This is a genomic window from Streptomyces niger (assembly GCF_000718305.1).
Classification (GTDB): Bacteria; Actinomycetota; Actinomycetes; order Streptomycetales; family Streptomycetaceae; genus Streptomyces; species Streptomyces niger.
This window is the reverse complement of sequence record NZ_JOFQ01000002.1, coordinates 201,735-215,880: the sequence shown is the minus strand read 5'-3', so window position 1 is coordinate 215,880 and position 14,146 is coordinate 201,735. Positions and strand designations below refer to the sequence as shown.

Annotated in this window: 11 protein-coding genes; 6 read left to right on the top strand and 5 right to left on the bottom strand. The window is 72.7% G+C overall.

The window, feature by feature from the left end:
• Positions 1 to 81: 81 nt before the first annotated feature.
• The gene (locus tag IF20_RS04835; protein WP_052863692.1) at positions 82 to 456 is read right to left on the bottom strand and encodes an STAS domain-containing protein; all 375 of its coding nucleotides are present in this window, start codon (positions 454 to 456) and stop codon (positions 82 to 84) included.
• A 431-nt stretch (positions 457 to 887) separates the two neighbouring features.
• On the opposite strand from IF20_RS04835, the gene IF20_RS04830 reads away from it, so the two are divergent.
• Together IF20_RS04830 and IF20_RS04825 are read left to right on the top strand one after the other, a co-directional pair.
• Positions 888 to 1,520 (top strand): sigma-70 family RNA polymerase sigma factor, encoded by a 633-nt coding sequence (locus tag IF20_RS04830; protein WP_052863691.1) that lies wholly within the window; start codon positions 888 to 890, stop codon positions 1,518 to 1,520.
• Positions 1,517 to 2,932 (top strand): zf-HC2 domain-containing protein, encoded by a 1,416-nt coding sequence (locus tag IF20_RS04825; protein ID WP_052863690.1) that lies wholly within the window; start codon positions 1,517 to 1,519, stop codon positions 2,930 to 2,932. The genes IF20_RS04830 and IF20_RS04825 overlap by 4 nt, the downstream gene beginning before the upstream one ends.
• Positions 2,933 to 3,022: 90 nt before the next feature.
• On the opposite strand, the gene purU is transcribed toward IF20_RS04825, so the two are convergent.
• Positions 3,023 to 3,895: a formyltetrahydrofolate deformylase gene (gene purU / locus IF20_RS04820; protein ID WP_052863689.1), complete on the bottom strand. Its 873-nt coding sequence runs from the start codon at positions 3,893 to 3,895 to the stop codon at positions 3,023 to 3,025.
• A 79-nt stretch (positions 3,896 to 3,974) separates the two neighbouring features.
• Positions 3,975 to 4,487 (bottom strand): SCO4402 family protein, encoded by a 513-nt coding sequence (locus IF20_RS04815; RefSeq protein ID WP_110943825.1) that lies wholly within the window; start codon positions 4,485 to 4,487, stop codon positions 3,975 to 3,977.
• Between the two features lie 189 nt (positions 4,488 to 4,676).
• Here IF20_RS04815 and IF20_RS04810 point away from each other — a divergent pair, with 189 nt between their 5' ends.
• Positions 4,677 to 6,029: an ABC transporter substrate-binding protein gene (locus IF20_RS04810; RefSeq protein WP_052863687.1), complete on the top strand. Its 1,353-nt coding sequence runs from the start codon at positions 4,677 to 4,679 to the stop codon at positions 6,027 to 6,029.
• Positions 6,030 to 6,085: 56 nt separating this feature from the next.
• Here the strand turns inward: IF20_RS04810 and IF20_RS04805 are convergent, their stop codons facing one another.
• Entirely contained in the window at positions 6,086 to 8,473 is a 2,388-nt protein-coding gene (locus IF20_RS04805; RefSeq protein ID WP_199896492.1) for a hypothetical protein, read from the bottom strand.
• A 215-nt stretch (positions 8,474 to 8,688) separates the two neighbouring features.
• Positions 8,689 to 10,077 carry a hypothetical protein gene (locus IF20_RS04800; protein WP_052863685.1) on the bottom strand — a complete coding sequence of 463 codons (1,389 nt, stop codon included), beginning with the start codon at positions 10,075 to 10,077 and terminating at the stop codon, positions 8,689 to 8,691.
• A gap of 498 nt (positions 10,078 to 10,575) precedes the next feature.
• On the opposite strand from IF20_RS04800, the gene IF20_RS04795 reads away from it, so the two are divergent.
• The 3 genes from IF20_RS04795 to IF20_RS04785 all read left to right on the top strand — a co-directional run bounded on the left by IF20_RS04795 (position 10,576) and on the right by IF20_RS04785 (position 13,999).
• Positions 10,576 to 11,250 carry a bifunctional DNA primase/polymerase gene (locus tag IF20_RS04795; protein ID WP_052863684.1) on the top strand — a complete coding sequence of 225 codons (675 nt, stop codon included), beginning with the start codon at positions 10,576 to 10,578 and terminating at the stop codon, positions 11,248 to 11,250.
• A 284-nt stretch (positions 11,251 to 11,534) separates the two neighbouring features.
• The gene (locus IF20_RS04790; RefSeq protein ID WP_052863683.1) at positions 11,535 to 12,356 is read left to right on the top strand and encodes an ABC transporter ATP-binding protein; all 822 of its coding nucleotides are present in this window, start codon (positions 11,535 to 11,537) and stop codon (positions 12,354 to 12,356) included.
• On the top strand, positions 12,353 to 13,999 hold the full coding sequence (locus tag IF20_RS04785; protein ID WP_052863682.1) for a hypothetical protein: 1,647 nt from the start codon (positions 12,353 to 12,355) through the stop codon (positions 13,997 to 13,999). Before IF20_RS04790 ends, IF20_RS04785 begins: the two co-directional genes overlap by 4 nt.
• The last annotated feature ends 147 nt before the right edge of the window (positions 14,000 to 14,146 follow it).

Below are 14,146 nucleotides of genomic sequence, written 5' to 3'. Positions count from 1 at the left end.
CTGGGGCTACTGTGTTGAGAAGGGGACCTCGCGCTCCCCCCATGGGGGAGAAATCGGGGGAAACGGTACGCCGGGAAGGCGTCAGGCAGACAGCGGCGCGGCGGTTTCGTCGACGGCGGTGGACACGTCGGGGTAGACCTCGAAGAGGCGGCGCACGCCGAGCGCCGCGAGCACGCGGTTCACGTGCGAGCCGTCGACCGCGCCCTGGGCTGGCAGGATCAGCCGCAGTCGGCCCTGGCAGGAGCGCATCAGCCGGCGCGCGGCGATCAGTACGCCGACGCCGCTGGAGTCGCAGAACTGCACGCCGGACAGGTCCAACACCACGCTGCGGCGCCCCTCCGCGACCGCGTCGTGCACGTGCTGGCGCACCGAGGGGGACGTGACCAGATCCATTTCACCGGACACCCGCAGCACCGCCCAGCGGCCCTGCTCGTCCTCTGCCACCTTCAACGTCACGCGCTCGAAGCCTTTCGCTCGCTCTCGGACCGGACGCCTCCGGAGCCATCCGGAACGCACCCTTCCCCGCATCGGCTGCCCGGACCTGCTTCCCCGAAACTCCTGAGAAATTCCTCGCGCAACAGGCCGCCACGTCCCAGGCTATGCCCTGGATCACTGGCTTTCCTCCCCGCATCCGGTCACACACGAATAACGTGCGGGCAAAAAAGGGCATGAACGATCCGTATCAGTCGACTTTCGTCAGGAACTTCAATCAGAAAGTGACGGGACCTATACCATCCGCAGTCGCCGCACGGCTCGTTTTGCCGTAAAGGAAGGTGCGCCGGCGGACCGGAGCACTACATTCGATGACACGGCGCACACACGACGGACTCTGTGACGATGAACTTCTGTGACGGTGGGCACAGCGGCGACGGGGAAGGGGGCCGTGGATGGTGAACGAAGCGCCGCCGCGCTGGGACAGGCGGATGCAGCAGCGGCTCGCCCGCGGTGAAGCGGCCGCGCTGGGCGAGCTGTACGACCGTTTCGCTTCGCTCGTGCACAGCCTCGCGCAACGCGTTCTGGAGGACGAGGGCGCCGCCGACCGGATCACCCGCGAGGTCTTCGGCTACATATGGGAGAACCCGGACGCGTACGACCCCAAGCAGGGTTCGCTGCGCTCGTGGGTCGCCACGCTCACGCACCGCCAGGCCGTGCACCGGCTGCGCCAGACCGAGGCCGCCTCCGCGCTGGACTGCGGCGCCGACGCACCGGAACCGGCCGAGATCGAGCAGAAGATCAACGCCGCCTCGACCGCGGCCCGCGCCGACTACATCGTCACCTCCATGCCGGCGCCGCTGCGTGCCGCGCTGGAACTGGCCTACTTCCAGCGGCGCGACTACCGCCAGACCGCCGCCGACCTCGGCGTCACCGAGGACGAGGCGCGCCGCAGGCTCCGGCTCGGCCTGCAACTCCTCGCCACCGCGCACAACCACCAGGCGGGCCCGCCCACGCCGGGCCGCCCGGGCGCCCTGCCCCCACCGCCGCCACCGCCGACCGGCTCCGGATACGGGCGGGCACTGTGAACGGCCCCGAGGACTGGGACCGTTTCGGCCCGCAGGGTCCCGAGGAGCCGGGCCGCCCCTGCCCCGGCCGCGGCGAGCGACCCCGCATACCGGCCCCGCGGCGCCCCGCCGAGGACCAGGGCCCGCTGCCGGACGTGCGCGTGCCGCGCCCCGAGCCGGACCCGCCGGCGGAGCGGGACGCCCCCGAGGACGACACGAACAACGCGAACAGCCCGGACAGCCCGGACGGCGGTGCCGAGCGCGCCGCCACGCAGAAGGACGGGACCACGGACCAGGACCCGGCCGGCACCGACCGGCCCGAGCCGCCGCACGCGGTGCTCAAGTCGCTGCTGGGCGCCTGGGCATTGGCCGCCTGTTCGGCCGAGGAGACCGCCGCCGTCGAGGCGCACCTCACGGACTGCGCCACGTGTGCCGATGAGGCGCTGCGGCTGCGGGACGCGGTGGGTCTGCTGCACCCGGCCGACAGCCTGGACCTGGACCCGCTGCTGCGCAGCCGGGTCCTGGAGGGCTGCCTGGGCCGCCGTCCCGCCCGTATCCCGGTGCCCGAGTGGGCGGGGCCGTACGACGCGGAGACCGCCAAGCTGGACGCGTTGCTGCGGGACATGGGCGAGGCGGAGTGGCGGGCGCCGGTCCGGCTGCGGTGGTTCGAGAACGACCGGGCGGCCGGCCGGACCACGACCGTGGCGGGCGTCATCGGCCATCTGATGTCCGTGGACGGCCTGGTGGCAGGCGCCCTCGGCCTCACCGACCCGCTGGGCGCCGAGATTCCGGAGGACTCCCCCACCGATCCGACGGAGCGCACGCTCGCGTACTGGCGTACCTCGGTGCACGAGGAGTCCCCGCTCGCCACCCGTGAGCCGTGGCGCGAGCAGACCCACGCGCTGATACGGACGGTGGCGTTCGCAGGCCGTGGGGTCGCCGAACTGGCCGTGCCGTACGGCGACTTCCGGCTGCCGCTGCGCGACTCCATGCTGGAGCGGGCCTTCGAGTGCTGGGTGCACGCCGGTGACATCGCCGACGCCGTGGACTATCCGTACGAGGCGCCGGCCGCCGACCACATGCACGGCATGGTCGACCTGGCCGCCCGGCTGCTGCCCTCCGCGCTGGCCGTGCGGCGCCGGACCGGACTGGCGACGCCGCCGCGGCGGCTGGTCGAGGCGGGCACGCCGGGCCGCACGCTGCACCTGGAGGTGGAGGGCAGCGGCGGCGGGCACTGGTACATCTCGCTGGACTCGCCGGGCGCGCTCGGCACGCCGGACCACACCGTCGCGCACATCGCCCTGGACAGCGTGGAGTTCTGCCAGCTGGCCGCGGGGCACGTGTCGCCCGAGGACGCGGCGGCGGGCCAGCACGGCGAGCGGGACGCCATCCGCGACGTCCTCTTCGCGACGGCGTCGCTCTCGCGCCTCTGACCGGTCAGAGGCGCGAGGGACGGAGCCAGAGGCGCGAGGGACGGGGTCAGAGGCGCGAGGGGCGGGGCCTCAGGCGCGAGGGGCGGGGCCTCAGGCGAAGACGACCGTGCGGCTGCCGTTGAGCAGCACGCGGCGCTCGCTGTGCCACTTCACGGCCCGGGCGAGCGCCTGGCACTCCACGTCCCGGCCGACGGCGACGAGCTGGTCGGGCGTGACGCCGTGGCCGACCCGCGCGACCTCCTGCTCGATGATCGGGCCCTCGTCGAGGTCGGCGGTGACGTAGTGCGCGGTGGCACCGATCAGCTTCACGCCGCGGGCGTGCGCCTGGTGGTACGGCTTCGCGCCCTTGAAGCTCGGCAGGAAGGAGTGGTGGATGTTGATGATCCGGCCCGACAGCTCCTTGCAGAGGTCGTCGGAGAGCACCTGCATGTACCGGGCCAGTACGACCAGCTCGACCTGTTCGGCGCGGACCAGCTCCAGCAACTGCGCCTCGGCCTGCGCCTTGGTGTCCTTCGTCACCGGGATGTGGTGGAAGGGGATGTCGTAGGAGGCGACCAGCTCGGCGAAGTCGGTGTGGTTGGAGACCACGGCCGCGATCTCCACCGGCAGCGCGCCGATGCGGGAGCGGAAGAGCAGGTCGTTCAGGCAGTGCCCGAACTTGGACACCATCAGGATGACGCGCATCTTCTCGTCGCCCCGGTGGATCTGCCAGTCCATCTGGAAGGAGTCGCCGACCGCGGCGAAGCTGGCGCGCAGCTTCTCCAGGGTGACGGGGGTCTCGGCGCGGAAGTGGACCCGCATGAAGAAGAGTCCGGTGTCCCGGTCCCCGAACTGCTGGCTGTCCACAATGTTGCACCCGGTCATGAAGAGGTAGCTGGACACCGCGTGGACGATGCCCTGCTTGTCCGGGCAGGACAGGGTCAGGACGTACTGATCGGAGAGGGCGGGCTTCGACTGGCTCATGAGGACAAAGGGTCGCACATTCCGGCCCCTCGTACACCGTCCGGTCGCCGCCGCCAGCCCGGGCCTCGTGTGGCCCGGCTCACTCCTGCGGTTCCAGGCCCCTGGTGAGGATGGCCAGCACCTCGAGGGAGCGCGGCGGTGCGTCCGGGTCCTCGCCGTCGGCGGTCGCCATGCGGACGTGGGCGTCCCGCGCGGCTCGTACGGCCTCGGGCCAGCCGTGGTGCTCCAGGTACGCGGTCGCCGGGGCGTCCGCGCCGACCTGGTGCAGGATGCGCAGCACCCGGAGGACGGCGACGTCGACCAGCGCGGCTTCCTGGGAGTCCCGGAATATGGTGCCGACGTACTTCTCGGCGGACCAGTTGTCCAGCCAGGTGTCCTCCACCAGCCGGTACACGGCGTCGGTCACATCGCCGTAGCCGGGGAGGCCGGCCACCCAGGTCTCCTGCTGGAAGGCGGGGTCGGAAAGCATGTGCAGCGCCGAGCGCACATTGGCGCGCCAGCGCCACCAGGGCATGTCGTTGAGCGGCATGGCGCCCATGGTGGTCGAGCGGCGGCCGCGACGGGAAGACTTCTCCGAACCTTGCACAGCAATCGATCGTACGGTCTCGGTCAGGAGGCGGTGGCCGGGCCTCCCCCGTCACCGGACGAATCGTGCCGTCGGGGCCTTCCCGCCACCGGATGAGCAAGCCGTCGAGGCCTCTCTCGCTGTTCACCTCCGTGTCACTTTCCGTTACCCGGACAGCACTCAGGTGTTCCGTCCTGGCCGGAAAAGTGCGGGGACATGACCGGACGGCGTCGTTCCTTCCCCCGTTTCTGCCACCGCGCCACCGCTATCCGTTCAGCGACGGCGTGCACGGCGGTGCTGGCGTCCTTGCTGACCGGTTGCGGCTCGCTGCCCGGCGCCTCGGGCAACGCCGCCGGCGCCGGGAGCGGCGCTCCGATCACCGTCATGACCTGGGCCCCCTCGGGCACCAAGGGCACGAACATGGCCGGCATGCCCGCCATGGCCGAGGCGTACGCGCGCTGGGTCAACGCCAAGGGCGGCATCGCCGGCCACCAGCTGCGGGTGCTCACCTGCAACGAACGCAACGATTCGGTCGCCGCGGCGCGCTGCGCCCAGAAGGCCGTCGACCACCACGCCGTCGCGGTCGTCGGTTCGTACAGCCGCCAGGGCCGGTCCTTCATGGGCCCGCTGGAGGCCGCGAACATTCCGTACATCGGCGGGTACGGCGTCTCCACGGAGGAGTTCGACAGCCCGCTGTCCTACCCGGTCAACGGCGGTCAGGCGGCCCTGCTGGCGGGCAACGGGCGGCAGCTCGCCGACGAGTGCGAGCGGGTCTCGCTGGTCCGCCCCGACACCATCCAGGGCGACCAGATGCCGCCGCTCCTCAACTCCGGCCTGGCCACCGGCGGCCGCACGGCGGCCCACGACGTCCGGGCGCCCGAGAACGCCACCGACTACACCGGAGCGGCGCAGCAGGCGATGGACGAGGTCGGCGCCGACCCGGCGTTCTACGGGACGGCGGAGTTCGGCGCCCGGGCCAAGGGCGCCTGCGTCACCGCCACCCTCGGCGAGCACACCGACACGTTCTTCGACTCCTTCCGCCGTCTCCAGGAGGACAAGCCGAAGGTCCAGATGGCGTCCGTGCTGGGCAGCGTGAACCAGACCCTGGTGGACCGTACGGGCGGCAAGTCCAGCCCGCTGGAGGGCGCGCTGGTCACCGGCTGGTACCCGGACGCGCGCGACCCGCGCTGGAACACCATGCGCGACGTGATCACCGAGCACGCCTTCGACGACAACCGCATCGACCCCGCGGACGCCGGCGTGCAGACCACGTGGATCGCCTACACGGTGCTGCGCGCGACCGTCGAGCAGGTCACCGAGGAGGGCCGGGACGTCACCGCACGCTCCCTCCAGCAGGCGCTGGACAGCGGGGACCGGGCGGTCGACACCGGCGGCCTCACCCCGAAGCTGCGCTGGCGCTACGACGACATGCTCGCCGTGCAGTCCTTCCCCCGGATCGTGAACGCGATGGTGACCTACCAGGTCGTACGGGACGGCCGACTGGTCACCACGCACTCCGGCTTCGTGAACCTCACCAAGACGCTGGAGAAGCCGCGGAAGGACGCCTGAGGGAGGCCGACGAGCCTACGTGGCGTACGTGGCTCGGAGCAGCTTCGGGCCGGGCCTCAGAGCTGCTCCGGGCTGTGCTCGGTCAGGCCGTACTTCTTGGCGACCGGGTTCCAGAGCTTCGCGGCTTCCTTCTTGTTCGTGGTGGCCTGGCCGCTGGCGGTGTTGCCCTGCACGGCCGCCTTGGTGCCACGCGCCTTGCCCTTGTGGCAGCCCTTCTTGCCCGCGTGCGCGATCTGGTCGGCCCAGGTGGCGTAGTGGTTGTCGGCCGCCGCCGAGGACTTCCAGGCGTTGGTCAGCGCGGTGGTCAGCGCCAGGTGGTCGGGCACCTGGTCGACGGAGAGCTTGCCCAGCCGGGCGACCAGCTCGTTGCGCTGCTTCGCCGCGTCCCGCAGGTCCTTGGCCGCGTCGCCGAGCTTGGTGCAGGACTTGATGTTCCCGACCGCGCCGATCACCGCTGAGCGGCTGTTGTTGCTGTCCTTGAGCAGCGCGTCCAAGTCCTTGGCCTGGGCCTCGGCCGGGTCCGCCGTCGGCGACGGCTGTTCCCGCTTCACCGTGCCCGCCGACGACTTGCCGCCCTCCTGCTTCGTGCTGTCGTCGTCGCCGCTGCCACTGAGGGCGTAGCCGACACCCAGCCCGGCACCGACGCACACCACCACGACGGCCCCGATGATCGCGGCGGGCGCGAGCTTGCGACGGCGCCCGCCGCCACCGCCGTGCCCCTGGCGGTCCTCGGTGGGGAAGCCGCCCTGCGGCGGGAAGCCGGCCGGCTGCGGAGCCGGGCCCGGCTGCTGCTGCGACGCCGGGGGCTGCGCCCCGTACGGCTGCTGCCCTCCGAAGCCCTGCGCGGCGGGCTCCTCGAAGCGCGGCATCTGCTGGGTGGCGGCCGGGGAGTCCGCCTCGGCGGCACCGGCCGGCCCGTCACGGAAGAGGCCGTCGAACTCGGCCGGCGTCGGCCGGTCGCCCGGCATGCCCGGCCGGATGGCGAACGGCGCGCCCGACGGCGGCTGCGGCGCACCGCCGCCGACCGGCGGGATGAGCTGGGTCGCCGCCTCGGTGCCGTCGGGCGAGGCGGGCGCCTTCGGCATGGTCGGCCGCCGCAGCATCGTGGTGGACTCGGCGTCCGACTCGCGCCGCTTGTTCTCGGGCGGCAGCGAGCCGGGCATCGGCCCGGGCGCGCCCTGCGCCGGCGGCATCGGCTGCGCACCGGGGCCGGCGTGCCGACCCGGCCCGCCCTGCTGCCCCGGTCCGTCCTGCCGGCCCGGCTGGCTCTGCTGGCCCGGCTGGCTCTGCTGGCCCGCGAACGGCGGGATGAGCTGGGTGGCCTCGCTGTCCCCGGCCGTGGGCGGCAGGTACTGCGTGGCATCGGCCTCCCCGGCGGCGGGCGGCAGCGGGCCGGCGCCCTGGCCGCCGGCGGGCGGCGGCAGCGGCGCACCCGCCCCGTGCTGCTGGTCGGCCGCGGGCGGCAGCGGCGCAGCGGGCTGCCGCTCGGCCCGCACGAGCGCGCCGCCGGAACCGCTCCCGGCCCCGTCGGTACCGGACTGCTCAGGGGCGGCGGACTGCTGGGAAGCGGCGGGCTCCTGGGGGTAGCCGTAACCGCCGTTCGCGCCGGTGCCCCGGTCGGCGTCCGTGCCGCCGCCGTAGACGCCCTGGCTGCCGCCGTACGCGTTCGGGGCACCGTAGGTGCCCTGGCCGCCGTACGGGGGCTGCTGCGCTGCCGGGGGCTGCTGGCCACCGAAAGGAGCCTGCTGGCCACCGAAGGAAGGCTGCTGGCCATACGCGTTCTGCGCGCCACCGTAGGAGGGCTGCGCACCGCCTTGGAAGGACTGCGCACCGCCCTGGGAGGGCTGCGCACCGCCCTGGGAGGGCTGCGCACCGCCCTGGGAGGGCTGCGCGCCGTAGGAAGGCTGCTGCCCGAAGGCGCTCGGGGCGTCGCCGTACGAAGGCTGGTGCGGCGCGTCCCCGTGCCGACCGCCGTGAGTGCCATGGCCGCCGTAAGAGGGCGGGGCGTCGTAGGAAGGCGGCTGCGCCTCGAAGGAAGCCTGCGCCTCGAAGGAGGGCTGCGCGCCATAACCGGACTGCTGACCGTAAGCGCCGCCCTGGCCGCCGTACGAGCCCTGCGCGCCGTACGCGTCCTGGCCGCCCGGGTGTCCCGGACCGGCCGACGGCTGCGCCGGCGGCATCGGAGGCACCGGTGCCTGGCCCTGGGGCGGCGGGTAGGCGCCCTGCTGCGGCGCCCCGAAGGAGTCCTGCTGCGGGGCCCCGTAGACACCCTGCTGCGGGGCCTGGGAGGGCCCCCAGGGCTCGCCCCACGGCTGGCCGGCGGCGGGCGCTGACTGCTGGTCCGGCACGTACGGCTCGCCGCCGTTCGCCGGCAGCACCACGCCCTCGCGCGCGGGTCCGCCCGCAGGACTCTGCGGGTCGCCACCCTGTCCGCTCTGCGTCACCGGGACTCCTACTTCTGCTTCTTACGAAATCGTCGGCTCACGCTACCGGGTAGCAGTCGCGTTCGACCACGTCCCCTGGTCACCGGCCACTTGACACCCACCAGTCGCACGCGTCGATGTCAGCAGATCCACGGACAAAGGTGACGCACGACAGAACGGCACACAGCAGACGGCCGCCGCTCCCCGAAGGGAGCGGCGGCACCGCCCTGCTCCGCCTACGCCGCCCGCAGCTCCAGACGCGCCGCGAACTCCCGTACCACCGCCTCTTCCCGGTACGGCTCCAGCCGCGCCTGGAAGTCCTCCAGGTACTCCGCTCCTCGTGAGGACCGCAGCCCGCTCAGCAACTCGGCAGCGCGCGTACCCGTGTGGCACGCCTGCTCGATCTCGCGCTGCTGCACCTGCGCGCTCGCCAGCAGCACCAGCCCGATCGCGCGCCGCCGCGCCCGGCTCTCGGGGAGCCCGGCGAGCGCCTGCTCGGCCTGCTGGCCGGCCGCGGTCGCCTGCCCCAGGTCGCGGTGGCAGTGGGCCAGTTCGTCGGCGAGGTAGGCGGGGTCGAAGTGCGAGATCCACGCCGGGTCGTCGCCCGCGTCCGTACCGGCCTCGGCCCGCTCCATCGCGCCGACCGCCCGCGCGGCCACGCTCTGGAACGCCCGCTCGTCCCCCATCAGCGCGTGCCCGCGCGCCTCAGCGGCGCAGAACATCGCCTCGGCCCGCGGCGTCACGTGCCCGCGCGAGCCCTCCTGGGCCGCCCGCGCGAGCTGGGCGATCTCGCGGGGGTTGCCGAGCGAGGCGGCGAGGTGGCTCATGCTCGCGGCGAGCACGTACCCGCCGTACCCGCGGTCGCCGGCCGCCTGGGCCAGCCGCAGCGCCTGGATGTAGTACCGCTGCGCAAGACCCGGCTGCCCGGTGTCGACGGCCATGTAGCCGCCGAGCTCGGTCAACCTGGCGACGGCTGCGAAGAGTTCGCGGCCGACCGACTCGCGGTACGAGCCGGCGAGCAGCCCGGAGACGACGCTGTTCAGGTAGTGCACGACGACCGGGCGGACGTGCCCGCTGCCGTACTGGTGGTCCAGCTCGCTGAGGGCGCTCGTCATCGAACGCACCGCCTCGACGTCCGAAAGGCCCACACGGGCCCCGGCGTTGCGCGCGACCTGGGTGTCGGCGCCGGTGATCAGCCAGTCGCGGCTCGGCTCGACCAGCGCGGACGCGGCGACGGTCGAGCCGCTCAGGAAGTCGCGGCGGCCCACGTCACTCCGCCACAACTCGCAGACCTGCTCTATCGCGCCGAGGACGGTGGGCGAGAACTGCAACCCGACGCCGGAGGCGAGGTTCTTGCCGTCGGCCATGCCGATCTCGTCGATCGTGACCGTGCGCCCCAGCTTGCGGCCCAGCGCCTCGGCGATGATCGCGGGAGCCCGGCCGCGAGGCTGCTGGCCGCGCAGCCATCGGGCGACGGACGTCTTGTCGTAGCGCAGATCCAGGCCGTGCTCGGCGCCGCACACGTTGACGCGGCGGGCGAGTCCGGCGTTGGAACAGGCAGCTTCCTGGATGAGCGCCTGCAGCCGTTCGTTCGGCTGCCGCGCTACGAGTGGCCTGGCGGCCATGCTGTACCCCCTGTGTACTGCGGCGCGTTCACCGTCGAACGCCGTCCCCGTCCATCATTTCCCGCCCGTACCCGTGATATCCGTGATACCCGCCATATCCGAGTTGCTCGGGATATCGGAGATATCAGCGAAATCCAGCGGTACCTTCCGCATGCTGCCAATTGCCCGCCGGGCCGGCCCCTCCCTCCGTTCCCTCCATGAGCTTCCGCTGCGGACACGGGCAGGTACGAGCACATACGGGAAGCGCGCGGCGCCCGCCTTCTGTGTGCGTACGCGACGTCACCGCACCGGAACGCCGCCTCTTGGGACGCCCACACGACGCACGGCCCGCCGCCGGGCGGCCTTCCCGCCCTCACGCAAGTGGCTACCCACCGTCCGCCGCGCGGCCCCGTACGCGCCCCCGCCCGTGCATCCATGCGCCCCACATGCAAGAACGTTGCGCCGGGCCGTGCCACGGGTTGGCCGTAACCCTTGGTGACAGCGGAAGTTGTCCCCTTCGTGGAAGAGAGCAGCGGAGTCACTCAAGCCCCACAAGTCCCTCAGCAGCGCGGTGAGCGGCTGCTCGACATTGCGGTGCGTTACGCGACGGAACGGCATTGGGACGTACTCCCCGGCGCATGGCTGGAAGACGACGGCGCGACGCCGTATTGCTCGTGCGGCGCCCGTGATTGCCCCGCCCCCGGCGCCCATCCCCTCGCGGCCGACTGGTCCACGGCCGCCACCGGCAGCGCCTCGGTCATCCACACCCTGTGGACGAAGCATCCGCGCGCGACCATCCTGCTCCCGACGGGACGTACCTTCGACGCCCTGGACGTGCCCGAGACCGCGGGCTGCCTGGCGATGGCCCGCATGGAACGGCGCGACGTGCCGCTCGGCCCGGTCATCCGCACCCCGGCCCGCCGCATGCTCTTCCTCGTCCTCCCCGGTGCCGCCGCCAAGGTCCCCGACCGCGTACGGAAGCTGGGCTGGTCCTCCCCCGCCGGCCTCGACCTGATCGTCCACGGCGCGGGCACCTACCTCCCCGCCCCACCCACCCGCACCGGCCGCCACGCTCCGGTCCAATGGGCCGTTCCCCCCACCCCCGTCAACCGCTGGCTCCCCGACGCCGAGGACCTCCTCAACCCCCTCGCCTACGCCTGCGGCCGAGAAGCAGCAAACCTCCGCTCCTCCTGAGGCGGAGCCCCGGCGGAAGCGGGGGGTGAGGTCGGGGGCTGGGGGCGGGGGCGGAGCTCTGGGACGCTGAAGGCTGAGGGACGGTGGGGCTGGGCCGGGGGACTTGGGCGGGCGTTGGGGTGGGGGCCGGTGGGTGCGGGACCTGGCCCCTTCGGGGGCCCTCCCCCCGGATTGTGATCTTGAGCGTTCTGTTGCGTCATGCCGGTTTGTCACCGGCCGCCTATCGTTGGCGGGGGCGGGGGCGTGACCAGTCTCTGCCGAGACGTCTATCGACAGGGGAACCGGTGACGACCGAAGGTTCGGGTGTTGTGGAACAGGCTGGCACGGCGGGTGTGCCGGCGGCTGTGCGTATCCACAACCTCTGGAAGAAGTATGGAGATCACACTGCCGTCGCGGGCATTGATCTGACGCTGCCCGCGGGGCGGTTCATCGGGCTGGTCGGCCCGAACGGCGCGGGCAAGACCACCACGCTCTCGATGGTCACCGGCCTGTTGCGGCCGGACTCGGGGCAGGTGGAGATCGGCGGGCACGACGTCTGGCAGGACCCGGTCGCCGTGAAGTCCCGCATCGGCGTACTGCCCGAAGGACTGCGGCTGTTCGAGCGGCTCTCCGGTGCCGAACTCCTCTCGTACATCGGTCGGCTGCGGGGGCTGCCCGGCGACGAGGTGGACAAGCGCGCCGACCAGCTGCTGGACGTGCTCGACCTGTCGGGAGCGCGGAACAAGCTGGTCGTCGACTACTCCACCGGTATGCGGAAGAAGATCGGGCTGGCGGCCGCGCTGCTGCACAATCCGGAGATCCTGTTCCTGGACGAGCCGTTCGAAGGAGTGGACCCGGTCTCCGCGCAGACCATCCGCGGCGTGCTGGAGCGCTACACCCGTTCCGGTGCGACCGTCATCTTCTCCAGCCACGTGATGGAGCTGGTCGAGTCGCTGTGCGACTGGGTGGCCGTGATGGCGGGCGGCAAGATCCGCGCGGACGGGCCGATCGCCCAGGTACGCGGGGAAGCGCCCACGCTCCAGGACGCCTTCCTCGAACTGGTCGGCGCGGGCCGCACCCGGGCCGGTCAGAACCTGGACTGGCTGGGCGGGGGCAACGCCCGATGAGTACGCAGGTCCAGCCGGTGAGCCGGCAGTCGGCCGCGAGACCGGCCCCCGCCCTCACCCCCCTCTTCGTACGGCTCAAGCTGACGCTGCTCAAGAACGGGCTGCGGCAGTCGGCCGGCCGCACCGCGGCGTACGTCACCTCGATCGTCGTCACCCTGGTCATCGCGGCCGGCCTGTTGCTGGGCATGATCCTGCTGCGCGGCGTGCCGGGCGCGGCAACGCTGGCCGTGCTGCTGACCGGGCTGGTCACCCTCGGCTGGGCCGCGATGCCGCTGTTCTTCCCGAGCGGTGACGAGACGCTGGATCCGACGCGGCTGGTGATGCTGCCGCTGCGGCCCCGGCCGATGATCGTTTCGCTGCTGATCGCCTCGCTCATCGGCACCGGGCCGGTCTTCACCCTCGTCCTGGCGGCCGGTTCCGTCATCGCCGTGGCGCACGGCGCGGCGGCCGCGGTCGTCGGAGTCGTCGCGACGGTACTGGTGCTCCTGGTGTGCGCGGCGCTCGCGCGTGCCATCGCCACCGCGAACGTACGGCTGCTCAGCAGCCGCCGCGGCCGTGACCTGGCGGTCCTCAGCGGGCTGTTCGTCGCGGTCGGCGCGCAGGGCATCAACCTCGGGGCGACGAAGCTCTCCCAGGCGCACAGCCTGACGGTGCTGGAGCCGGTCTCCGACGTGCTGCGCTGGATCCCGCCGGCCTCCGCCGTGGACGCCGTGGCCGCGACGAGCGAGGGCGCGTACGGGCGTGCCGCGATCGGGCTCGCGCTCTCGGTACTCGCGCTGGTGCTCCTCCTGTGGTGGTGGCTGCGCACCCTCACCCGGGTCATGACCTCGCCCGACTCCTCGACCCTGCAGGCCGCGGAGACCGACAGCGGCCGCAAACGGGCCGGCAAGGCGGGCGGCGGCTGGGCACGGTTGCTGCCGGGCGGGCGTACGGGGACGGTCATGCAGCGCACGCTGCGCTACGCCTGGCGGGACCCGAAGACGAAGATGGGCTGGATCTCCGGACTCGGCGTCGGCCTGCTGCTGCCGGTGGTGTCGGTGGCGCAGGGCAACGGCAGCGTCTACACCGCCTGCTGGTCGGCGGGGCTGCTCGGGATGCAGATGTACAACCAGTTCGGTCAGGACACCTCGGCGTTCTGGATGGTCGCCTCGACGATCTCCACGCGGCGGGACGCCTACGTGGAGCTGCGCGCGCGTGCGCTGGCGCTGTGCCTGGTCGCCGTGGTGTACGTCTCGCTGGTCACGGTCGGCGCCGCGGCGGTCCTCGACGACTGGGAGGTGTTCCCGGAGGTGTACGGGCTCGCGCTCGCGCTGCTGGGTGCGCTGGTCGCCGTCGGCGCGTTCGCGTCGGTCTTCTTCCCGTACTCGGTGCCTTCGGAGGGCAACAAGAATGTCGCCCCGGGGCAGGCCGGGATCGCCTGGATCAGCATCTTCGGCGGGATGGTCGCGGGCGCGGTGCTCTGCGCCCCGATCCTCGGCCTGACGATCGGCCTGCATCTGGGAGGGCTGCACGGGCTGCTGTGGCTGGTGCTGCCGGTGGGCGTGGTCTACGGGGCGGGCATCGCCCTGCTGGGGCTGCGGCTGAGCGCCCGTCATGTGCCGGGCCGGCTGCCGGAGATCCTGGCGGCGGTGAGCAAGGGCTGAGCTCCACCAGGGGCCGAGCCACACCAGAGGCCGGGCTCCACCAGAGGCTGAGCTCCACCAGGGGCTGAGCCGACTTAAGGGCTGAGCCGGCCGGTTCCGCCCCGCGGGGCCCGCCGCCCATCGTGAGACGCGTGCCCCGGAGCCTGA

Excerpts from the sequence above, each read along its gene's own strand:
- IF20_RS04830 (WP_052863691.1), top strand. The coding sequence starts at position 888 with ATGGTGAACGAAGCGCCGCCGCGCTGGGACAGGCGGATGCAGCAGCGG.
- purU (WP_052863689.1), bottom strand. The coding sequence starts at position 3,895 with ATGAGCCAGTCGAAGCCCGCCCTCTCCGATCAGTACGTCCTGACCCTG.
- IF20_RS04810 (WP_052863687.1), top strand. The coding sequence starts at position 4,677 with ATGACCGGACGGCGTCGTTCCTTCCCCCGTTTCTGCCACCGCGCCACC.
- IF20_RS04800 (WP_052863685.1), bottom strand. The coding sequence starts at position 10,077 with ATGGCCGCCAGGCCACTCGTAGCGCGGCAGCCGAACGAACGGCTGCAG.
- IF20_RS04785 (WP_052863682.1), top strand. The coding sequence starts at position 12,353 with ATGAGTACGCAGGTCCAGCCGGTGAGCCGGCAGTCGGCCGCGAGACCG.